Source organism: Streptomyces corchorusii, assembly GCF_001514055.1.
Taxonomy (GTDB): Bacteria; Actinomycetota; Actinomycetes; order Streptomycetales; family Streptomycetaceae; genus Streptomyces; species Streptomyces olivaceoviridis.
In genome coordinates this window covers 245,651-266,350 of sequence record NZ_KQ948356.1, presented here as the reverse complement: position 1 = coordinate 266,350, position 20,700 = coordinate 245,651, and the positions used below count along the sequence as shown (strand labels likewise).

Here is a 20,700-nt window from a genome sequence, read left to right as displayed (position 1 = left end):
GTCAGCCGGTCCCGCGCGGCTCGGCCCCGCGGCCCTCGGCCGTCTCCAGCAGTCCCACGAACATGGTCCGGTGGAGCACTTCCACGTGCCGGCGCGCGATGTCGGCCGCCGCCGCGGTGTCGCCGGCGCGCAGGGCGTCGACGAGGGCGCGGTGTTCGCGGTTGGACTCGCGCAGGGCGTCCATCGGGTAGGGCAGGTAGTACCGGTAGAGCTGCTGGAGCACGCCGCGGTAGGCCTCGGCCGCCGCGGGCACGCCGGTGGCGGCGGCGACGGCGAGGTGGAACCGCTCGTCACAGCCGTGGAACTCCGCCCAGGTCGGAACCCGGTCCATCTCGTCGGCCAGCCGCTCCAGGTGCGCCAGGGCGGCTTCGTCGGCGTTGCGGGCGGCCAGGTGGGCGAGTCCGCACTCCAGCACCAGCCGCTGGTCGACGAGCGCATGGACCTCGCTGTTCTGCGCGCGGTAGGAGTCCATCGCGCCCACCACGCCCCGGGCCGGCCGCTCGGCGACCCGGGTGCCTCCGTTGCGGCCCCGGCGGCGCTCCAGGACGCCGTCCTGGCAGAGCGTGGACAGGGCGCGGCGGACGGTGATCTCGCCGACGTCGAGCGCCGCGGCGATCCGGTCGGTCGGCGGGAGCTTCTCGCCCGGGGCGAGCAGTCCCAGGTCGACGGCGAGCCCGATGCGCGCGCGCACGGTCTCCAGGGCCGTGAGCCGGCGGATGCCGTCGAGCGCGGGCGCGTTGAACGGCAGGGCCGCCGCGGCGGCCGGCTGCGGGCCGGCCGGCTGCGTGCCGTGGGCGTCAGGGGCGGGGCCGTCGGGGGCGGGGCCGCCCTGGGGGTGAGGCATGCCGTCAATGTAGCGAGACCGGAAAACGGATCAAAATGAGTCTATTGATTAACAGCTCACCTTGAGCTAATTTCCTGGCCATGTCCCGTCCCCTCCCCCTCGCCCTCGTCCAGGCACCTCCCCGCCCGGCGACGGCGCCCCTGTCCGGATTCGCCGAGGACGTCGGGAACCTGCTGGACCGTTTCCCGCAGACCCGCCTCGCCGTGTACCCGGAACTGCACCTGTGCGGCGTCGACGGTTCGCCGTCGGCGACCGAACAGCTCCAGGAGGCCGCCGAGCCGCTGGACGGCCCGCGCTCCCGGCAGCTCGCCGAGCTCGCCGGTGACCTGGGCGTCTGGCTCGTGCCGGGCACCGTGTGCGAGCGCGGCGAGCGGGGCGAGCTGTTCAACACGGCGCCGGTCTACTCCCCCGAGGGCCGCCTCGTCGCCTCGTACCGCAAGATCTTCCCGTGGCGGCCGCACGAGCCGTACGACCCCGGCGACCGCTTCGTCGTGGCGGACCTGCCCGGCGTCGGCCGCATCGGCATCTCGATCTGCTACGACGCCTGGTTCCCGGAGGCGGCCCGCCAACTGGCCTGGCTGGGCGCGGAGGTGATCGTCAACCCGGTGATGACCACCACCGCGGACCGCGCCCAGGAACTGGTCCTGGCCCGGGCCAACGCCATCGTCAACCAGGTCTTCGTGGTCAGCGTCAACACCGCCGGCCCCGTCGGCACCGGCCGCAGCCTGGTGGTGGACCCCGAGGGGCGGGTGCGCGCCGAGGCCCCCGACTCGGCCGCCACCGTGCTCACCGACGTGCTCGACCTGGACGACGTCACGCGCGTGCGCACCTTCGGCACGGCGGGGCTCAACCGCATGTGGGACCAGTTCACCGACGCCGACACCCCGATCGACCTGCCGCTGTACGGCGGCCGTATCGACCCCGGCCGCTGGCGCCCCGCCACCGGCTGAGCCCGCCCGCCCGCTCGTCCGTCCCCCGGAGCTCCTCCTGGAGCCCGTCCTGGAGCCCGCTATGGAGCCCCTTATGGAGAACGCCCCCGCTCAGGGCCTCACCCGTGCGCTGACGCTCAGATCCGTCGTCCTGTTCGGCCTCGCCTACATGACCCCGCTGATCGTGCTCGGCACGTTCGGCGTCGTGGCCGAGAGCACCGGCGGCACCGTGCCCACCGCCTATCTGCTGGCCCTGCTCGCCATGCTGTTCACCGCGCACAGCTACGGCAAGATGGCCGCCGCGCACCCCGTGGCCGGGTCGGCGTACACCTACGTCCGCAGGGCCATCGACTCCCGGGTGGGCTTCCTGATCGGCTGGGCCACCCTGCTCGACTACTTCTTCCTGCCCATGGTCATCTGGCTGATCGGCGGCGCCTACCTCCAGGCCCAGTTCCCCGGCGTCCCGTTCTGGGTGTGGATCATCGGCTTCATCGTGCTGACCACCGCCCTGAACGTACGGGGCATCAAGACCGCCGAGCGGGCCAACGACCTGCTCATGACCTTCCAGGTGCTGGTGATCGGCATCTTCGTCGCGCTGTCCCTGCGGCACGTGCTGCACGTCGGGGGCGCCGGGGCGCTGGCCGGCACGGCACCGTTCGCCAACCACGCCACCACCCTGGCGGGCATCTCCGCCGGTGCGGCGATCGCGGCCTACTCCTTCCTCGGCTTCGACGCGGTCACCACGCTCACCGAGGAGACCATCGAGCCGCAGCGCACCATGCCCCGGGCCATCCTGCTGATCGCCCTGATCGGCGGCGGCATCTTCGTGGCCGTCGCCTGGGCCACCCAGCTGGCCCACCCCGGCAGCTCCTTCGACGACCCCAGCTCGGCCGCCTTCGAGATCGCCCGGACCATCGGCGGCGACCTCTTCTCCTCGGTCTTCCTGGCCGGTCTGGTGGTGGCCCAGTTCGCGTCCGGCATCGCCGCGCAGGCGAGCACGTCCCGGCTGCTGTACGCCATGGGCCGCGACTCGGTCCTGCCGCGCCGGATCTTCGGCCGCATCCACCCCCGCTACCGCACCCCGGTCCTCAACATCCTCCTCACCGGCGTGGTCGGCCTGATCGCCCTGCGCCTGAGCGTCGCGACCTCCACCTCCTTCATCAACTTCGGCGCGTTCATCGCCTTCACCTTCGTCAACTTCTCGGTCATCGCCACGTACGTGCGCGAACGGCGCGCGGGCCGCCGCCCCGGACCGCTGGGGCATGTGATCGCCCCCGCGATCGGCGCCGCGGTGGACATCTGGCTCCTGACCCACCTCGACGCCAAGGCCCTCGTCCTCGGCGTCTGCTGGCTCGCCCTCGGCATCTGCTACCTCGCCTACCTGACCCGGGGCTTCCGCACACCCCCGCCGGAGCTGACCTTCGAGGAGGAGCCGCCGGTCGTCGCCGAGCGGGTGTGATCCCGGACGCCGTGCCGTCGAGCGGGGCGGCTCGCGGTGCCGGTGACGTGCGGGGCGGTGCCACGGCAGGGGCGGGGGCCCGGCGGAGGGGGCGGGCGTCGCCGGGCGCGGGCCCGGACCGTCCGGCGGAGGCGGGCGCGCGGCGGGCCGGTACGCGGGAACCCGTCCGAAGAGAGCCCCGGCGCGGCCGGCGCCGACGGGAGACGCGGGCGGGGGTGGAGGAGGCCGATGTGGACCTGAGCGCTCCGGTCCCGCCCGGACGGCCGTACCCGGCGGCCCTGCCGCCCGAACCGAGCCGGAACCCACGTCTTCGGTGCCCCCGGTGCACCGCCGGGCGTGGGTCTGCCCCGTCCGGTGGAGGGGGTGTCCGCCATGCCTGAGCTGCCGGACGTCGAGGGATTCCGCAGGGTGCTCGAAACCTGCGCGACAGGCCGGGTCATCCACCGCGTGGTCGTACGCGACGCGGGCGTCCTGCACGGGGTCGGCCCGCGCGGCCTGCGCGACGCGTTGGAAGGCCGGCGCTTCACCGAACCGGAGCGGCACGGGAAGTGGCTGCTGGCCCACACCGGCGACGGCCCCACCGTCCTGCTGCACTTCGGCATGACGGGCAGACTGGTCTGCGGCGATCCGGACGATGCGGTGGAGCCCCACGACCGGGTCCTGTTCACCCTGAGCGGCGGCCGTCAGCTGCGCTACCGCGACCAGCGCAAACTCCAGGGCCTCTGGCTGGCCCACGACGACTGCGAGATCGCCCGGCGGCTGGAGCGCCAGGGCCCGGACGCGCTGGCGGTGAGCCGGGAGGAGTTCGAGACCGCGCTGGCCTCACGCCGCGGTCACGTCAAGAGCGCCCTCACCGACCAGTCCGTCCTGGCCGGCCTCGGCAACCTGCTCGCCGACGAGATCCTGTGGCGCGCGAGGCTGCGCCCCGACCGCCGGGCGAGCGGCCTCGCCCAGGCCGACCGCCGCCGCCTGTACGCGCACATGCGCCGCACCCTCCGTGACGCGGTCGCGGCCGGCTGCGTCCCGCCGCGCGGCTCCTGGCTCACCGGCCACCGCGACGACCCGGACCCGGTCTGCCCCCGCTGCGGCTCCCACCTGCGCCGTTCCCGGATGGCCGGCCGCGGCACGGTGTGGTGCCCGCGGTGCCAGCCGAACGGGTGAACCGGCGTCACGGGGCCGGAAACCGGCGCGGCGCCATCCACCCGCGCCCCGGCCGGGTCAGCGGGTGCTGAGCATTCCCTCGCGCAGACGGGTCAGGCAGCGGGAGAGCAGCCGGGAGACGTGCATCTGGGAGACACCGAGGCGTTCGCCGATCTGGGCCTGGGTGAGCTCCTCGACGAAGCGCATGTGGATGATCTGCCGGTCCCTCTCGTCGAGCTCGGCGATCAGGGGAGCCAGGGCGTGGAAGTCCTCCACCAGCTCCAGGGCCGCGTCCTCGGTGCCGATGAAGTCCTGGAGGGCCGCTTCGCCCTCCTCGCTGCCGTTGATCGCGGCGTCCAGGGAGGCGGAGTTGTAGCCGTTGGCGGCCAGCCGGGCCTCGCGGACCTCGTCCTCGGACAGGCTCATCAGCTCCGACAGTTCCTTGTCGGTCGGCGTGCGGCCCAGCCGGCTGCGCAGTTCCTCGGTGGCGCGGGCGAGCTGGACGCGGGCCTCCTGGAGGCGGCGCGGCACGTGCACGGCCCAGGTGGTGTCGCGGAAGAACCGCTTGATCTCGCCGACGATGTAGGGAATGGCGAAGGAGGTGAACTCCGCCTCCCGCGACAGCTCGAACCGGTCGATCGCCTTGATCAGGCCGATCATGCCGACCTGGACGATGTCCTCCATCTCCTCCGGTCCACGGCTGCGGAAGCGGCCGGCCGCGTAGCGGACCAGGGACATGTTCATCTCTATGAGCGTGTTGCGGGCGTAGCTGTACTCGTGGGTGCCCTCTTCCAGGACCGCCAGCTGTTCGAAGAACAACCGCGAGAGCTCCCGGGCGTCCTTGGGGGCCACCTGGGAGGGATCGGCGACTTCGGGCAGTTCGGCCGTCTGCGTGTCGGTTGCCGTCGTGCTCGTGAGCACCATGCTGTTCCCCTCCCACGTTCGCGAACTGTCCGCCAAGCGCCGACCGGGTCGGCGTCATCGCAGCGGCTACCCGCTCATCCTGCACCTACACCCGGGCCCGGACGAATCGGGGGGGACGACCCCGGCGCGGCCCGGCGGCTCGCGATGCGTACCGGTGCGCGTGCTCCTCTCCACGGATCCGGGGCAGACGTCGTGGGGGACACCAGCGGGACGAACGAAGGAGGAGAACATGGCCGAGGACTCCTCGGTGAGGGCGGTGGGATGGGCGCGCTCACTGCCGGTCAGCAGCGGGGTGAAGGTGGCCCGGGACTGGACGCGCGCGCACCTGGCTGCGCTGGGCTGGGCGGAGAAGGCGCCGGACCTGGTGGACTCGGTGCTGCTGACGGTGTCCGAGCTGGTCACCAACGCCCACGTGCACGCCCGCAGCACGGCACAGCTGATCCTCACCTGGGACCAGGCGTGTCTGCACGTCACCGTCCACGACGCCTCACCCCGGCTGCCCGAGCAGCGTGACCCCGGAACCGGAGCGCTGGGCGGCCGCGGTCTGCTCCTGGTCGATGCCCTGGCCGACACCGTGGAGGTCCACCGCTGCCCTTACGGCAAGGACGTCACCGCGTGCTTCCAGCCGCCCTCGCCCTCGACGGTCACGTAGGGCGGCCGGACACACACGCGGGGACCGGCTGAAGCCCAGCCGGTCCCCGCGTGTGGAAGTGATGGGTCAGGGTCACCATCGATACCAGCGTCCGCGGCCACCACCGGCGGTGGTGGAGCGCATGACGAAACCGAGCAGCCAGAGCACCAGGACGGCGACGGCGACCCACCAGAGAACCTTGATGGCGAATCCGGCGCCGAAGAGAATCAGCGCGAGGAGCAGAACAAGCAGCAAGGGAACCATAGTTATCTACCTCCTGCACCACCGTTTGCCCTCGGTCGGTTCCCACATTCCTCGAAGACGCCTTGTTTGTGAAGGAAAAGCGGGGGAACCAGCGGCAGGGCTTTCACACCGTATTCCTGTCGTGATTCCTGTCGGGATTCCTCTCGCGCGGATCCTGTCGCGCGGATCCTGTGGCGCGGACGGGAGATCAGTCGCTGGAGAGGACTTCCACGAGATCGCCGACGGCCCGGTCGGGCAGGGCACGGGCGACGTCCGCCAAGGCCACGATCCCGACGAGGCGGTGGCCGTCGATGACGGGCAGCCGCCGTACCTTGTGGGAGGCCATGGTGCGCAGCAGCTCGTCCACGTCGTCGTCCGCGCCGATCGTGACGGCCTCTCCCTGCGCCAGGTCACCGGCCTTGACCGCGGCGGGGTCCTTTCCGGCCCCGAGGACCTCGACGACGATGTCCCGGTCGGTGAGGACCCCCTTGAGCCGGTCGTCGGCGCCGCAGATGGGAAGCGCGCCGACGCCGAGTTCGGTCATCTTGCGGGCGGCGTCGAGAACGGTCTCCTCAGCGGCCACGCATTCCGCGCCCTTGGTCATGATGTCCCGTGCCGTGGTGGTCACTCGTCCTCCTGAAAGGTCGTAATGTCCGGGACATCTCGATTAACCCGTAACCGGTGGGCGAAACGACCCGCCGGAAGATCGGTGTGGGCCTTTCGCCGGGTACCCGGTTGAACTCTGTTCCGGACGAAGGGGTGATGGTGTGCGGCGGCAGCTGATGTGGATGCTCGTGGCGCGGGGTGCGGCGGCCCTGCTGTTCGGGGTGGTCGCCCTGGTGTGGCCGGGGGTGACCGTCCTGGCCCTCGCCCTCCTCTTCGGCGTGTACGCGCTCGCCGACGGCCTCGCCCTCCTGGCGAGTGCCTTCCGCCGGCAAGGGGACGGCGCCCATCGCGCGGCGCACGCGACCGGGGGTGTCCTGGGCATCGCCGTCGGCGTGGTCAGCATCGGCTGGCCCGGCGTCACCGCCCTGGCGCTGGCCGCGCTGACCGGCGCCTGGGCCGTGGTCACCGGCGTCGCGGAGATCTGGGCGGCGGTGCGCTTCCGGCGCGAACTGCACCACGAGTGGGTGCTGTTCCTGGCCGGGGCGGTGTCGGTCGCCGCCGGTGCGCTGCTCTGGGCCCGGCCGGACGTGGGCGCGATCGGCATCGCCCAGGTCATCGGCGTCTACGCCCTGGTCAGCGGTGCGCTGGTACTGGCCGCGGCCCGGCGGCTGCGCGGCGCGGCCACCACGGGACACCCGGTCCGCCACGCGCGGCACGCGTGAGCGGGATCGAGAGCGGGAGCGGGAGCGTCGGCGAGAGGACACAGCATGTTCACGCGGGCGCCCGGTGGCCGGGCGTCCCGTGGGCACCCGTCCACGGTTGCCTGCCCGGAGGGAGCCCGACCGTGGTCATCGTTGCCTGCCTTCTCCTGCCCTTCGTGGGGCTGCTGCTGTACGGCATGGACCGTGTGGAGGACTGGCTGACGCGCTCACCGGAGCCGCCCCGCCATGCCGGTGCCCGTCGTCTGCGTCTGATCGCGGGCGGCCGACAGGAACCCGCCACCCGCTCCGGGCCGGCCCGGCACTCGTCCCGCGCCGCCTGAGTGACACCCGGTATCGCCGGGGCGTAACGCGGGAGCACCCCCACCGCGTGTAAGAGGTGACGTCCGACCACGAAAGGACACACGGTGGGGGAAGCACCCGCGGACTACCTGGAGTTCGCAGCCGCCCGCAGCGGGCCGCTGTTCCGGACCGCCTGCCTGCTCACGGGCGACTGGCACCTCGCCGAGGACCTGGTCCAGGAGACCCTCGCCAAGATGTACCGCTCCTGGCGGCGGATCAGCCGGGCGGAAGCACCGGTCGCCTATGCCGACACCGTGCTCGTACGCAGCTTCCTCTCCCAGCGCCGCCGTCGCAGCTCCACCGAGCGCCCCAGCGACCGGCTGCCCGAGACGGCCGCCCCGGCGCGGGACGCGGAGCTGCGGATGGCCCTGCTGGACGGCCTGGCCCGGATGACGGCCAAGGACCGCGCCGTCCTGGTGCTCCGCTACTGGGAGGACCGCTCGGTGGAGGAGACCGCACAGGTCCTCCAGCTCTCACCGGGGGCCGTCCGAGCCCGGAGCATGCGCGCCCTGGAGCGGCTGCGCGCTCTGCTCGGCGACCAGCTGGCCGACCTGACCGCATGACGAGCACGGCCGGGCGGCGCTCCTCGCCCGGGCTGGCCGACGCCCCAGACGAACGGAGATCCACCATGTCACGCGACGAGGACCTTGAGCGACGGCTGGCCCGCGCCATGACCGGCGCCGCCGAGAAGTTCCCGCCCCACTCCGCCGACCTGGTGCGGCGCTCCATCGCCCGGGGCCGGCGGATGCGGCTGGTCCGCGCCTCCCAGGTCGCCGCTGCCACGGCCGCCTTCGTCGTGGTCGCCGCGGGCGGCACCCTGATGGGCACGGACGCCTTCGGCGGCGGGCGTGGTACGCCCGAGCGGTCGACGGCCGGCGGACCCGCCCACTCCACCGTGCGGTCGCCCTCCCGGGCGCCGGCGTCCATCAGCGGGGAGGAGATGGTCCGTACGCTGAAGAGCCTGCTGCCACCCGGCGGCACCGTCTCCGCGGCCTCGGGCCGGGGGTCGGAGGGGGACGGCCCGGTCGTCTGGCCGACCGCCACGCTCACCTACTCCACCGCGAAGGGCTCCTCCGGCATCGACATCTCCGTCGCGCGGCTGGATCCCGGCACCCCCGCCGACCAGGGGGGCCAGGGCGGCTGCCTCCCGGTGGAGGTCCGCCCCTACGACAAGTGCGCCACCCGGAAGCTCCCGGGCGGCGCGGTGCTCACCACCACCGAGTCGTTCACCTATCCCAGCAGCGACACCGGGCAGAAGCGCTGGTACGTGGTGCTCACCACCCCGGGCGGAGCGCAGTTGACGGTGCAGGAGTTCGGCGGCGGCAGTGAGAAGGGCTCGGCCGACGGGTCCGACCCGCTGCTGTCGATCGCCCAGCTGACCTCCATCGTGCGCAGCCCGGCCTGGAACAAGGCGATCGCCGCACTGCCGGCCCCGCAGGCGGCCCCCGCCACCGGCGCCTCCGCCGCGGGACAGCGGGTGCCCGGCGCCCGGATGACCCGGGTGCTGAGGTCACACCTGCCCCGGGGTGGGACCACCTCCGACCTGAACGCGGGCGACGATCTGGTCCAGCTCGTCTACGACGACGGCCGCGGGAAGAACATGGTGCAGGTCGACGCGCAGTACGGCATGACGGAGTTCCTGGCCCGGCACATGGGCTGCGCCGATGTGTCCGGCGACTGCGAGGCCACGACCCTGGCCGACGGCACCAAGGTCAAGAAGGTCAAGGGGCGCTCGGAGAAGGGCGGTTCGGCCTCGGTGTGGCTGGTCGACACCCTGCGTCCGGACGGCCGCCGGGTGGCCGTGCGGGAGGTCAACTCCTACGCCGAGAGCACCCCGGTGACGCGTCCGCGGCCGGCCCTGAGCATGGACGAGCTCCTGACGATCGCCCTCGACAAGCGCTTCTTCACCGGCTGAGCGCCGCCCCCGATGCTGCCCGCGTCCCTCCCTCGGTGACAGAACCGTCACACGACAGAACACAACGGGCGGCCCGCCCCCCGGGTCCAACCACGCGTGACGGCGGCACGCTGCCCGCCGCCACCGAGCGCGGCGCCACCGCGCGACGCACGCACCCGGGGGGATACGTTGAACACACGTGCACACAAGGTCCGTTCGTCGGTCGCGGTCTCGGGGACGGCCCTGCTGCTGGCCGCCGCGGGCCTCGGCCTCGCACCGGCCGCCTCCGCGGCGGAACCGCAGCCGCCGGTGCTGGCGGTCGACACCGCCGCGCCCGCGGAGGTCGGACTGGCCGGCCTGCCGGTCGACTTCACCACCAAGGTCTCCAACACCGGTACGACGGACACCTCGTCGGCGCGGCTGACCTACCGGATCGACGGGGGAGCCGGACTGCCGCCGAACGCCGTCGGCCTGGAGTACCGGCTCGACGGCACGGAGTGGAAGAAGGTGCCGCTGACGTACGCCGGCGGGACGTTCTCCGGTGAGATGCCCGAGACCTTCCCGCTCGCCGCGGGCCGGGACCGCACCGTGCGGCTGCGTATCGGGGTGCCCATGGGCACCCCGCACAACGGCGACGGCAACGGCGGTACCGAGCGGCTGAAGCTGACCACGCTCGTCTCCTACGGCGCCTCCGGCGCGGCCACCGACACCGACGACGACACCATCGAGGTGGACGGGCTCGGCACCGCCTTGTCCGGCGTCCCGGCCACCGCGACCGCCGGCGGCCCCGCCGTCGGCTTCCAGGCCACGGTGGCCAACCCCACAGCGTCGGGGTACGAGAACGTCACGGACACACTGATCACCAGCAAGTACGCCTCCGTGCAGGTGCTGCGCTCCGGGACCTGGGAGACCCTCACGCCGGTCACCTCGGACGCCGAGGCCGATGTGTACGGGTTCGACGTGATCGGCAAGGACGCCTCCCTCACCGCGCACAGCAGCACGGTCGTCAAGGTCCGGGTGGGCTACCGCGAGGACACGCCCGCCGGGAAGACCACGCTGCGGTCCTGTGTGTTCGTCAACCAGGGGTCCGTACCGTTCCGCGGCACCACCTTCTGCGGGAACGAGGCGACGTTGACGGTGCTCGCGGCGGGCTCCGCCGGAGGCACGCCCACCCCGGCCCCGACCGCCCCCGCGACCCGGACCCCGTCCGCGACCCCCGCGCCCTCCGCGTCGCCGTCCGCCTCGACCGAGGCCCCGTCCGCGACCTCGGGCACGACCTCCGGCACGTCCGGGGCGAGCTCGCGGCTGGCCGAGACCGGAAGCAACGGGACGTCCACGATCGCCGCGGTCGCCGGGGCCTTCGTCCTGGCCGGAGCGGGGGCACTGGGCTTCGTGGCCCTGCGCCGCCGCCGCACGCGGGCCTGACCCCGGGAGCAGCGCCGGCGCGCCTCCCGCCCGGGCAGGACGGGAGGTGCCGGCTTGCGATCAGTATCCAGGGGTGCTGGTCTGGAAGAGATCCCGTCATCTGGCCGTACGGGACTTCCGTGTGACCGCGGGACGCCCCGTGCTCGCATCCGTCACCGGAGGTTCACGATGACACAGGTCTCCCCTGCCCGCAGTCCGCTGCGCCGGACGACGGCGCTGTTCACGGCGACCGCCCTGACGCTCCTCTTCACGGTCGTGCTGACGCTCACCTCGGCGAGACACGCGTCCGCCTTGTGCGTCGCGAGTGGGTTCTCCGGCACATGGCGTTCGTCCGACGACAGACTGAGCCGTATCGACGTGTGGTCCGGAGAGGACTGCCGCCTGTACGCCAGAGCCTGGTCCACCTGCCCGAACGACACCACGCGGGACTGTAGTTGGAGTTCGCGTCCGAAGGTGCTGCAAGCCACCCCGGACAGGAACTTCCGGTTCTTCTCCTACAACTGGAGCAACGCGAGCGAGGTCCTGCAACTGACGCTGAAGGACAGCGCGCACATGTCGGTGTGGGACCACGTCGACTACACGTCCGGCCGGAAGGACAGCTTCACCGTGGCGATGGTCAAGGATCGCTGAAGGTGCGGCCCGAGCGGCGAAGTGACGTTGGAGCATGCCGGTGCGCTGGGTGTCGCGGGCAGCCTGGAACGTGTCGGCCTCCGGCTGGACCCCGGACGATTCCCCCACGGTGTCCGTCGACCGGGCGACGCCCTGCCGGCCTGGAACGCCTGCGACCTCTCGACGCCGGGCTGCTCCTACCGGATCCAGACCAGGGTGAAGGTCAGGTCGTGGGCCGGCGGGTCTCGGCCTCCGGCAGCCTCGTCGGCCCGCTGCGGAAGCTGTCCACGTCGGCGCCCGCGACCACCCCGGTGGTCGCCGTGACCCCGGGCGGCACGGCGATGGCGGCCTGGACGGAGAGCCGCGACGGAAGCTGGTACGCGGTCGCCCCGCCGCCTCAAGCTCGACGGCACGGTCGGCGCGGCCATCACCCTCGGCTCGGGCTCGGCGGAGAAACCGGCGATCGGAGTGGACCGCGGCGGCCGGTTCGTCGTCGCGGGGGCACGCGGCTCGGACGTCGTGGCCAGGCGGTTCACGTCGACGTCCGTCTCCTCGACGAAGGTGCTCACCTCCCCGATCGCGGCGTACGGCGGTTTCGGCACGGTGCGCCTCGGCGTGGACCGGGACGGCGACGCGGTCATCACCTGCCACTCCGGCGGCGGTGCCCGCGCACAGGTCTGGGCCTCGCGCTGGACCCGCTACAACAGCGGCGGCGCACTCGAACTGCTCGGCCGCCGCCTGTCCGCGACCGGTGCCCGGGGCGCCGTCACCAGCCTGGGCCTCGGCGACCGCCCCGCCCTGGCCCTCGACGACGACGGCGACGGCATGCTGGTCTTCCACACGGTCGTCCCCAAGTCGACGCCCCCGTACAGCCACACCAGGTCCAGTGCCCGCCTGATCAGCCGTTCCGGCACCTTCGGCACCACGAAGACCCTCACGTCGGACGGCCGGGTGCCCCGGGTCGACACCCGCCCCACCGCCCGGTTCACGGTGGTCTGGCAGCAGGAGAGCTTCCCGTACACGATCAAGTCCGTGACCGGTCCCTGACCCGGGTGCCGCCCGCCGCGGTCCGGCGCGCGAGTGGAGGGACGGGCGGCGATCACCCGCGGAGCGAGCGGACTGCCGGGCTGTCGCCCTTGAAGCGCTGACCCGCGGCGATCTCCTCGCCGACCACCCACCAGACGGTCTCGTCGTCCTGGAAGGGGAGCGGGTCACTGCTGTGCGTCTCCCGACGGATGCGTTCGACCTCGCGCTCCAGGCGCTCGAAGCCGGCTTCCTCGTCGCCGTCGTCGCCGCTGAAGGCGAACTCGTCGAGCAGGCGCTGGAACCGGAGGGTGACCCGGACCAGGGAGGAGACGTCCGTGTGGAGTTCCCGCACGGTCTCCTCGTCGGCGTCGAAGGCGTGCACCTTGCCCGAAGCGGGGTCGAGGGCGAGGTGGGCGTTGAGCAGCCACCCGATGACGGGCCATCCGCCCGCCCCCTCCCCGGCGTCCTCGAAGTCCTCCACGTCGACGACGTCCTGGACGAGGGGCAGCAGACCGTCGTCCTCGTCGGGCACCCGCAGCCAGAGCGTGCCGGTGGGGACGCCGACGGTCTGCAGAAGACGGGCGCCCTCGCAGTCCGCGGCGGCGGGCGGGAAGGCGGTGGCGGGCAGCACCACGAGCCGGTCCTCGCCGAAGAGGCCGGCCAGTTCACTGCGGGTGACGTCGAAAAGCACTGCGGGATCTCCGGACTCGGCGGCGACACGGGCGCCGTGGGACGTTCGGCGGACGGAACCGCCGCGCCCACAGCATCGCGCATCGACACGCCTCCGGCGACTGCGGACGCCCCATGCCCGTGCTCGTTCGCGAACGCGTCCGGGGCGCACGCCGGGACGGAGGAGAGGGGCCACGCGGCCGGTCACCGGCCGCGCGCGGTGCCCGCGCGCTGTCCGTCGCGTCGGGACCGGTGGCTCACCGAACCGCCACCGGTCCGCCGGGCCGGTTGGTTCCCGGCCCGGTCGATGTGCCTGGCGGGCACAGGAACGACTTGTCGGCCAGGTTCGTGTCGAGCCGGCAGGTGGGGCCGAGGACGCGGCCGTTGGTGTTGCGGAAGGTGAGGACCCAGGTGTTTCCGGTGGAGCTGTAGCCGAGGTCCGCGTACCCGAAGACGCCCGTGCCTCCCGTGGGGCCCACCGTCTGGGTGATCGACTGGTGGACGGGCTGCGGCGGGGTGCCGACCGGCTGGCCGAGGACCAGGAGGTCGTCCGGGCCGTCGTCCAGTGGCCCACCCGAGGAGCCCACGGTCAGCTGCGGTGGGCGGACCGTGTCGAAATCGACCATCTGGTAGAGGTGCACGTGCCCCGAGAGCACCAGTCGTACGTTGCGCGCCAGCCGGTGCGGTGCGGTGTCGGCGACCGCGTCGCCGAGGACCCTGGTCAGCCATGTCACGTCGCCGGTCGTGTGCCCCGCCGACTTCACCATCCACAGCGGCTTGTGCGTGAACAGGAAGAAGTCCTCACCGGGACGCCGCTGAGCGTACTGGTTCACCTGGTCGAGCTGCCGGGTGAAGACGGCCTTGGCCGCCGTGCTCCCGTTGTCCATGGGGTCGGCGAACGAGGAGTCCAGGGAGACGAGGTTCAGCAGGCCGGCGCGGATCGCCACGGGATCGGTGTACCGGTCGCACGTCCCGTCGCCGCGCAGGTCGTCGGCGAGGTAGCGGAACCACGCACCGCCCGCACCGCCTTTGAAGTTCTGGTTGCAGTCCTCGTGATTGCCCCGTGTCAACGCGACCGGCGCACCGGCGAGCAGCGTCTGCGCGGGTCTGAAGAAGTCGGCGACGACACAGTCCCAGCTCGCCGCGTCGGCGGTCGTCGTGCAGCCCGGATTCCGCTGCTTGTCGTTCTCCCTGTCCGGGTCCTCCCGGTAGAGGTAGTCACCGACGTGGATGACGAGATCGGGTCGCGTCACGGTGGCGGCGCTGTTCGCGATCGTCGGGAAGGGCCAGCCGGTCTGGTGGTCCGCGCAGTTCTGGACCGCACCGGCCTTCGGGACCGAGCAGCCGGTGTCACCGATGACAGCGATCCGCTGAGGACGTGTCGTCGACGTCCAGCCGGGCAGGGGGAGCCGCCGGTCGCCGGGATGCAGCACGGCCGCGGCGACCTGTTCCAGCCGCGCGCCGGACGCCGTGAGGGGCACACCCACCTCGCAGACGGTGGTGGGGAACTGCGCCCCCATGGGGGTGCTCACCTGGTGCATCTGGTGCGCGTCCCTGGTCGTCCCCAGCGTGTAGCGCACCGAGGGGCACTGCCGGCTCGTGTCGGTGGACACGTAGCGGATCTGGGTCCCGCGGCTGGTGAGCTGCGTCCACGCCCAGGCCTCGCCGCCCGCCGCGCCCGGCGGAGGCGTCGGTCCGGGGGGACGCGTGGACTCGGGGGGCCGTGGCCCCGCGCTGGGGGACGCGGCCTGTGCCGGGGCCGGGCTGGAGGAGGCCGCCGTGACCGAGGCGGCCGTGGCCAGCGCGCTCACCATGGCGAGCACGACCATGCGATGTCTCATGCCGGGTCCTTCGTTCCTGTGCCGGAGAAGCGCCCGCGGATCACCGCCGAGCACCACCATGCCGGAGCGTTCCGGACCCGCCCGCTCCGTACACCACCCCGGAGCCGAATGGCCTATCCGCCTGTAGTCACGCGTGGTTCTCCCGCCGACCCTCGTGGGCGGGCGGTACCTCGTCAGCTCCGGCTTCCGCGTCGGCCGCGATCTCCGCGACACCGTGTACGCCACACCACGGAACCCTGGTGCGAAGACGGCACGGCACCCCGGCAGCACCGGCCAGCCGCGGCCTCGGCAGCGTGACGCTCCGTCGGCCCTGGTGCGTCTGCCCGCGCCGACGGAGGTGTGCCGGCATGTCAGCCGAGGCAGAGGCCCAGCAGGCAGAGCTGGGCGGGGGGTGGCGTCGTCGCCGGGGCGGGCGCGGTCCCGGGGGTGTCCGGTTGCGTGCCCCCGGTCGTCGGGGCGGGGGCCGGCGGGGTCGCCGTGTCGGTGTGCTCGGCCGGTCCGTTGGTGTTCGCCGTGTCGTTCGCCGTGCCGCCGGAGGACGCGGACCCGGCGGTCTGCTGCCGCGGGGGCGACGTGACGGCCGGGCGGTGAGAGGGCACGGGATCCGGCCGGGTCACCGGGGCCGCAGTGCTGGGCGTGGCAGGCAGGCTCTGGTGCCGAGGGGCGGTGCTGATCGGCGCGTGAGTCGCGGGCGTGGTGCGGGGCGCGTGGTGCTCGGGAGCCCGCGGGGCCGGCTGAGCGGGCTCCGTCTCCACCCGCTCCCTGGCGGCGCCCATGCTCCGGTCCTCCGGCGCGGTGGCCGCCTGCGCCTGGCTGGTGGTGTGCCGGTCCAGCGTGGCGAGCGACAGGCCGCCGCCGACGAGCGCGAAGGCGGTGGCGACCACGGCCCGGCGCTGGTGCTTCTTCAGACGGGCGAGCTGGCGGCGGCGTGCCGCCCTGCCCGGCCGCGCGGGTGATATGCCCGCGGTGTCGGTGGACGACCCGGTGGCGGACCCCGTGTCCTGCTCCGGCTGGGGCTCACTGTCCCAGGGGAATCCGTCGCCGTGGGTCCCGGGCGGCGTGACGGCGGACGCACCCGTGGCGGTCGACCCGGCAGACCGGTCGGGGCCGGCGCGGTCGGTGAGGAACGGCGGCGCGATGTCCGGGGCGTACGCACCGCACCCGGGGCAGACCAGGGCGCCATTGAGATGCCGACGACACGTGGAGCAGTAGTCCATCTGCGGTCTTCCTGGGGTTGACTGCGCCGTCGGCCCGCCCGGGCCACGGCCTGGTCACGCTCGCACAGGGGGTCGAGCGGTCAGCAACGCTAACGACCCCTTTGAAAGGCCGTGTGCAGCCTGTGTGGTGCTCCTGCGCAGATTCCGGAACCCGGCGGCAGACCGGCGAACGGTCCGCGCCCGGTACGAGCTCCCCCCCGAACCTGGAATGATCATGCGTAACACCTTGCGGCATCCTCGCGCTCCTTGTAGTGGACCCACGCCCAGGCGGACCCATGACCAAGGGTCCCGTGATGCATGCGGAACGTGGGTGTGCGGAGACATACGGTGTCGTGGTGATCGGGGTGGGTGTGCAGGGGTTGCTGGCCGACCGTTACCAGTTGCAGGACCGGCTGGGGAGCGGCGCGATGGGCGAGGTGTGGCGGGCCGACGACCGCCTCCTCGGCCGGCCCGTGGCGGTCAAGCTGCTGCGGACCGATGAGGCCGCCGACGCGGAGCGCTTCCGGCTGGAGGCGCAGACCGCGGGCCGGCTCAACCACCCCAACGTCGTCGGCATGTACGACTTCGGCTCGCACCACGGCCGGCTCTACCTGGTCATGGAACTCGTCGACGGCTGGACCCTGGCCCAGGAGCGCTCCCTGCGCGGCGCCCTCGATCCACAGGAGGCGGCGGCCCTCGGGGCCCAGGTGGCCTCCGGCCTGGCCGCCGCGCACCGGCAGGGGGTGATCCACCGGGACGTCAAGCCCGCCAACGTGATGCTGAGCGCCGACCGTACGGCGAAGATCGCGGACTTCGGCATCGCGCGCTTCGCCGACGAAGCGGCAGCCGGTCTGACGGCCACCGGCAAGATCGTCGGCACCGCCGACTACCTCGCCCCCGAGCGAGCCCTCGGCCGCCCCGCCCAGCCCGCGTCCGACGTCTACTCCCTCGGCTGCGTGCTCTACGAACTCCTCACCGGCCGGCCCCCGTTCCGCGGGGCGACCCCGTTGGCCGTGGTGCAGCAGCATGTCGACGCCCCGCCCGCGCCGCCGGCCAGGCTGCGCCCCGGCATCCCCCAGGAGCTCTCCGACTACATACTGTTCCTGCTCGCCAAGGAACCGGCACACCGCCCCACCGCGGACCAGGCGGCCGACTGGCTCGCGGCGTACGGCCGGGTCCCCCACGCCCCCGAACCGGACGGCACCGCTCTTCCGCCGGCGGCAGTCACCGCTCCGGCCCCTGCCATGCCCGCCACCTCGGTACCCGCCCCGCCGACCCGCGTGTCCCGCACCGTGACGCACTCCCGTCCGCGGGGCCGCCGGAAACTGACAGCCAGGGCGGCGGTCGGCGGTGCCGGCCTCGCCCTCTTCGCCGCGGCGGCGGCCCTCGGAGCGTCGCTCAACTCCAGCGAGGACACCCCTTCGGCCCCGCCCGCCTCCGCTCCCGGCACGGTCGCCACCTCCGCACCGGCGACGGGGACCGCCTCACCGGCCTCGGTGCCCGCCGCGTCACCCGCACCGCGGCAGACACAGGAACAGGACGGCGACCGGGAAGAAGGACCCAAGGACAAGCACGGCAAGGGCAAGGGCAAACACCACGGCTCCGACGACTGACCTGGATCATTGTCAGCATGTCGATCATCGCAACCGCTGTGGTGTGGGCCATCGCATGCCTGCACCTCTACATCCTGGTCCTGGAGATGTTCCTGTGGACCGGCCCGAGGGCCCGGGCCGCCTTCGGGACCAGCGCCGAGTTCGCCGCCCAGACGAAGGCGCTCGCGGCCAACCAGGGACTGTACAACGGCTTCCTCGCCGCCGGTCTGGTGTGGGGTGCGGTGGCGCCCGACCCGGTGGGATTCCAGGCGAGGACGTTCTTCCTGGTGTGCGTCGCGGTGGCGGGCCTGTACGGAGCCGCGACCGCCAGCCGGAAGATCCTCTTCGTCCAGACCGTCCCGGCACTCATAGGTCTGGCGCTCGTGCTCCTGGCCCGCTGAAACCAGCACACCGCATGCGCCTTAGTGCCGGCGTCGGCGATGACAGGTGAGGCGGCTTCCCCCTCACCTGTCATCGCAGGGCCGACGGATCCGGCTCACGGCGTGCCGGTCTTGCTGAACCCCTTGTCCAGGTAGGGGGACTGGTCGACGACGAAGCCGTCGTCCGCGACCAGGCGGGCGATGCCGCCCTGGTCACGCCAGACCTCGCTGGCGGAGCCGAAGGAGAAGCCGCCGTGCTCCGGGTGGTTCTCGTTGGTGTAGACGCGGTAGCGCTGACCGGGCTGGATGACCGTTCCCGCGGGGAAGGCGAACGCGTGGCCGGTGGGCTTGGCCTCCACCTTCCAGCCGGTCAGGTCCTGGGGTCCGCCGCCCTTGTTGAGGATCTCGACGTACTCGTCCGCCTGGCCGGTGCTCGTGCCCTGGTAGCGCAGGCCCGAGATGATCACGTCGGGTTCGTCGAGCGTGAACATGCACACGACGTCGGCGAAGTTGATGCCGCCTTCCGGGCTGCGGAACTGCTGGACGATCTGGCCGTTGCGCTTGAACCCGCTCAGCACCGCCCGGTACTGCTTGCCGTCGATCGTGACGGGCTGGGGGTGGATGAAGGTCTGCAGGTCGACCAGGTCGTCGTCCGCGGGACTGGTACCGGTGCTGTTGGGTGTCTCGTTGTGGTGGAAGCTGAAGTTGAGGTCGGTCGTGCTGCCGTCCTCGAACATGACGTTGATGGTCAACTGGACGTCGAACTGGCTCGGGCTGACGTTCGTGGGCTTGTTGCGGTGCACGAAGGTGCCGACGACGAACTCGGTGCCGTCGAGCTGGACGTCCGCGGCCTCACCGCGGAACTGGTACCCGCTCTGGCTGCCGGCGCTGCCCCACTGGATGTAGTCGGTGCCCACGCCGTTGACCGGTGAGATGGCGGGGGTGGTGGACGAGAAGACGCCGGAGGTGACGACGGTGGTCATGATGTCTGGATCCCGCTCTCTCAGTCCTCGTCCTCGATGACCTCGGCCTTGAGCTTGGCCGGCGGTGCGGTACCGATCTGGGCGACGCCGTCGGTGTGGCGCCCGGTCCTGGCTCCGTCGACGGCTTCGAGGCCGCAGGTGTAGACGATGCAGTCCTTGTCCTCGCTGCCGGTGTTCAGGTGCACGTGGTAGCTGAAGGTCAGGGTGCGCCCGTCGTCGCTGACGGTGGCCTGGACGGGGGGCAGACTGCCGCCCGTGGTCTGGTTGATGCGCTTGTACTGCGCGCCCACCGTGCCGTTCCAGCGGAACCCGGTGGGGGCGGTGAAGACGTGCTCGCGCTCGCCGGCGTCGACCGTCTCGCTCCAGTTCGGCGTGCGCACGCAGATGTTGATGGTGGTGCCGAGCCCGCCCGGAGCGTCCTCGACCCCGCCCTCCTGCCACACCACGAGGTCGAGTTTCTGGGCACGGCCCTGTTCGTAGCCCCAGTCGTAGCCGTTCGCGTACTGGTCCTGCTCGCCGCGCGTGCCGTCGCGCGGCGGGTCGGCGTACGGCTTTCCGGCGAGCGCATCGGCGCGTCCCCGTTCCTCCCCCCGCTTGTAGGCTTCCTTCTTGGTCTGCACGTCGGTGCTCATCTCCGAGTCCTCCTGGGCTGTGATCGAAGCGTGCGACGGGAAAAAGTGGCGTCCTGGTGCGGGTCGCCCGGGGCCGCGGGAGGCGGCCAGGGCTCAGCACCGCACGCCGCGCGGTTCACCGAACGCGGTCGTCATGGAGGCTGCGCCCGGAAGACGGAACGCAGGACGCCGCCCGTGGCTTCGAGCGGGGCGGTCGCGTGGGCATCGCGGCGCGCAGCGGACTTTCATCCGGGCCCATCGTTAGCCCGGATCAGCCGGTGGTATGCCGCCGTTCCCCCGTTTGGAATGCCGAATCGATTCCGCGTCACTTGTTCGAGTGCAGTTGAGGCTCGGTACGGCGCGCAGGGGCGGAGTGGAGCGCGTCAACGCGCGTCCTGCCGAAGTCGTCCGCGACCGCCGCCCCCCTCCCGTACGGCCCCCGTCGCCGTCCGTTTATCCCGGCCTCTCCCCCGTGCGGGTGGCTGACGCGGTGGCTGCTCCTGCGGCGCCCGTCCGACCGGTATGCAGAGGAAATGCCAACGGTGGTGCGGAAGGAGAGGGAGATGCGGGAGACGAGGCCGTGGACGTGTGAGGTGGCGGGCGGCAGCAGGACCCGACCGCGCTCGTGCCGGGGGGT

Annotated in this window: 22 protein-coding genes; 13 read left to right on the top strand and 9 right to left on the bottom strand. The window is 72.5% G+C overall.

Annotated features, from left to right (window positions below):
* Window position 1 precedes the first annotated feature (1 nt).
* On the bottom strand, window positions 2-844 hold the full coding sequence (locus AQJ11_RS16740) for a FadR/GntR family transcriptional regulator (protein ID WP_059263588.1): 843 nt from the start codon (window positions 842-844) through the stop codon (window positions 2-4).
* 80 nt (window positions 845-924) lie between these two features.
* Here AQJ11_RS16740 and AQJ11_RS16735 point away from each other — a divergent pair, with 80 nt between their 5' ends.
* The 3 genes from AQJ11_RS16735 (at window position 925) to AQJ11_RS16725 (ending at window position 4,393) form a co-directional block, all read left to right on the top strand.
* Complete coding sequence (locus AQJ11_RS16735; RefSeq protein WP_078611783.1) at window positions 925-1,794, top strand: carbon-nitrogen hydrolase family protein; 870 nt, start codon at window positions 925-927, stop codon at window positions 1,792-1,794.
* A 73-nt stretch (window positions 1,795-1,867) separates the two neighbouring features.
* Window positions 1,868-3,232 (top strand): APC family permease, encoded by a 1,365-nt coding sequence (locus AQJ11_RS16730; RefSeq protein ID WP_059263587.1) that lies wholly within the window; start codon window positions 1,868-1,870, stop codon window positions 3,230-3,232.
* 372 nt (window positions 3,233-3,604) lie between these two features.
* A complete protein-coding gene (locus tag AQJ11_RS16725; protein ID WP_059263586.1) occupies window positions 3,605-4,393 on the top strand; it encodes an Fpg/Nei family DNA glycosylase in 789 nt (262 codons plus the stop codon).
* A gap of 57 nt (window positions 4,394-4,450) precedes the next feature.
* Here AQJ11_RS16725 and AQJ11_RS16720 read toward each other — a convergent pair whose 3' ends face one another.
* Window positions 4,451-5,296 (bottom strand): RNA polymerase sigma factor SigF, encoded by an 846-nt coding sequence (locus tag AQJ11_RS16720; RefSeq protein ID WP_014673913.1) that lies wholly within the window; start codon window positions 5,294-5,296, stop codon window positions 4,451-4,453.
* A gap of 229 nt (window positions 5,297-5,525) precedes the next feature.
* Between AQJ11_RS16720 and AQJ11_RS16715 the strand changes: the two genes are divergently transcribed.
* Complete coding sequence (locus AQJ11_RS16715) at window positions 5,526-5,948, top strand: ATP-binding protein (protein WP_014673914.1); 423 nt, start codon at window positions 5,526-5,528, stop codon at window positions 5,946-5,948.
* Between the two features lie 72 nt (window positions 5,949-6,020).
* On the opposite strand, the gene AQJ11_RS16710 is transcribed toward AQJ11_RS16715, so the two are convergent.
* Both AQJ11_RS16710 and AQJ11_RS16705 read right to left on the bottom strand, forming a co-directional pair.
* Window positions 6,021-6,191 (bottom strand): hypothetical protein, encoded by a 171-nt coding sequence (locus tag AQJ11_RS16710; protein ID WP_014673915.1) that lies wholly within the window; start codon window positions 6,189-6,191, stop codon window positions 6,021-6,023.
* A 187-nt stretch (window positions 6,192-6,378) separates the two neighbouring features.
* The gene (locus tag AQJ11_RS16705; protein ID WP_208616553.1) at window positions 6,379-6,774 is read right to left on the bottom strand and encodes a CBS domain-containing protein; all 396 of its coding nucleotides are present in this window, start codon (window positions 6,772-6,774) and stop codon (window positions 6,379-6,381) included.
* A gap of 163 nt (window positions 6,775-6,937) precedes the next feature.
* On the opposite strand from AQJ11_RS16705, the gene AQJ11_RS16700 reads away from it, so the two are divergent.
* The 7 genes from AQJ11_RS16700 to AQJ11_RS16670 all read left to right on the top strand — a co-directional run bounded on the left by AQJ11_RS16700 (window position 6,938) and on the right by AQJ11_RS16670 (window position 12,812).
* A complete protein-coding gene (locus AQJ11_RS16700) occupies window positions 6,938-7,498 on the top strand; it encodes an HdeD family acid-resistance protein (RefSeq protein ID WP_059263584.1) in 561 nt (186 codons plus the stop codon).
* A gap of 122 nt (window positions 7,499-7,620) precedes the next feature.
* Complete coding sequence (locus tag AQJ11_RS16695; protein ID WP_014673918.1) at window positions 7,621-7,818, top strand: hypothetical protein; 198 nt, start codon at window positions 7,621-7,623, stop codon at window positions 7,816-7,818.
* Between the two features lie 84 nt (window positions 7,819-7,902).
* A complete protein-coding gene (locus tag AQJ11_RS16690) occupies window positions 7,903-8,400 on the top strand; it encodes a SigE family RNA polymerase sigma factor (protein ID WP_059263583.1) in 498 nt (165 codons plus the stop codon).
* Between the two features lie 65 nt (window positions 8,401-8,465).
* Window positions 8,466-9,752, top strand: a complete 1,287-nt coding sequence (locus AQJ11_RS16685; protein ID WP_059263582.1) for a hypothetical protein — start codon at window positions 8,466-8,468, stop codon at window positions 9,750-9,752.
* 168 nt (window positions 9,753-9,920) lie between these two features.
* Entirely contained in the window at window positions 9,921-11,156 is a 1,236-nt protein-coding gene (locus AQJ11_RS16680; protein WP_059263581.1) for a hypothetical protein, read from the top strand.
* A gap of 168 nt (window positions 11,157-11,324) precedes the next feature.
* Complete coding sequence (locus tag AQJ11_RS49245) at window positions 11,325-11,786, top strand: hypothetical protein (protein ID WP_159061668.1); 462 nt, start codon at window positions 11,325-11,327, stop codon at window positions 11,784-11,786.
* 447 nt (window positions 11,787-12,233) lie between these two features.
* A complete protein-coding gene (locus tag AQJ11_RS16670) occupies window positions 12,234-12,812 on the top strand; it encodes a hypothetical protein (RefSeq protein ID WP_244218273.1) in 579 nt (192 codons plus the stop codon).
* A gap of 52 nt (window positions 12,813-12,864) precedes the next feature.
* On the opposite strand, the gene AQJ11_RS16665 is transcribed toward AQJ11_RS16670, so the two are convergent.
* The 3 genes from AQJ11_RS16665 to AQJ11_RS50375 form a co-directional block, all read right to left on the bottom strand.
* The gene (locus AQJ11_RS16665; protein WP_059263579.1) at window positions 12,865-13,482 is read right to left on the bottom strand and encodes an SUKH-4 family immunity protein; all 618 of its coding nucleotides are present in this window, start codon (window positions 13,480-13,482) and stop codon (window positions 12,865-12,867) included.
* Between the two features lie 235 nt (window positions 13,483-13,717).
* Window positions 13,718-15,301 (bottom strand): metallophosphoesterase family protein, encoded by a 1,584-nt coding sequence (locus tag AQJ11_RS16660; protein ID WP_244218272.1) that lies wholly within the window; start codon window positions 15,299-15,301, stop codon window positions 13,718-13,720.
* Window positions 15,302-15,651: 350 nt separating this feature from the next.
* Window positions 15,652-16,518 (bottom strand): SCO2400 family protein, encoded by an 867-nt coding sequence (locus tag AQJ11_RS50375; RefSeq protein WP_059263578.1) that lies wholly within the window; start codon window positions 16,516-16,518, stop codon window positions 15,652-15,654.
* Window positions 16,519-16,853: 335 nt separating this feature from the next.
* Between AQJ11_RS50375 and AQJ11_RS16650 the strand changes: the two genes are divergently transcribed.
* Together AQJ11_RS16650 and AQJ11_RS16645 are read left to right on the top strand one after the other, a co-directional pair.
* Window positions 16,854-18,110 (top strand): serine/threonine-protein kinase, encoded by a 1,257-nt coding sequence (locus AQJ11_RS16650; protein ID WP_398780559.1) that lies wholly within the window; start codon window positions 16,854-16,856, stop codon window positions 18,108-18,110.
* Between the two features lie 17 nt (window positions 18,111-18,127).
* The gene (locus AQJ11_RS16645; protein ID WP_059263576.1) at window positions 18,128-18,490 is read left to right on the top strand and encodes a DUF1304 domain-containing protein; all 363 of its coding nucleotides are present in this window, start codon (window positions 18,128-18,130) and stop codon (window positions 18,488-18,490) included.
* 95 nt (window positions 18,491-18,585) lie between these two features.
* Here the strand turns inward: AQJ11_RS16645 and AQJ11_RS16640 are convergent, their stop codons facing one another.
* Both AQJ11_RS16640 and AQJ11_RS16635 read right to left on the bottom strand, forming a co-directional pair.
* Window positions 18,586-19,452 (bottom strand): lamin tail domain-containing protein, encoded by an 867-nt coding sequence (locus AQJ11_RS16640; RefSeq protein ID WP_014673929.1) that lies wholly within the window; start codon window positions 19,450-19,452, stop codon window positions 18,586-18,588.
* A gap of 20 nt (window positions 19,453-19,472) precedes the next feature.
* Complete coding sequence (locus AQJ11_RS16635) at window positions 19,473-20,084, bottom strand: hypothetical protein (RefSeq protein WP_014673930.1); 612 nt, start codon at window positions 20,082-20,084, stop codon at window positions 19,473-19,475.
* Window positions 20,085-20,700: the final 616 nt, after the last annotated feature.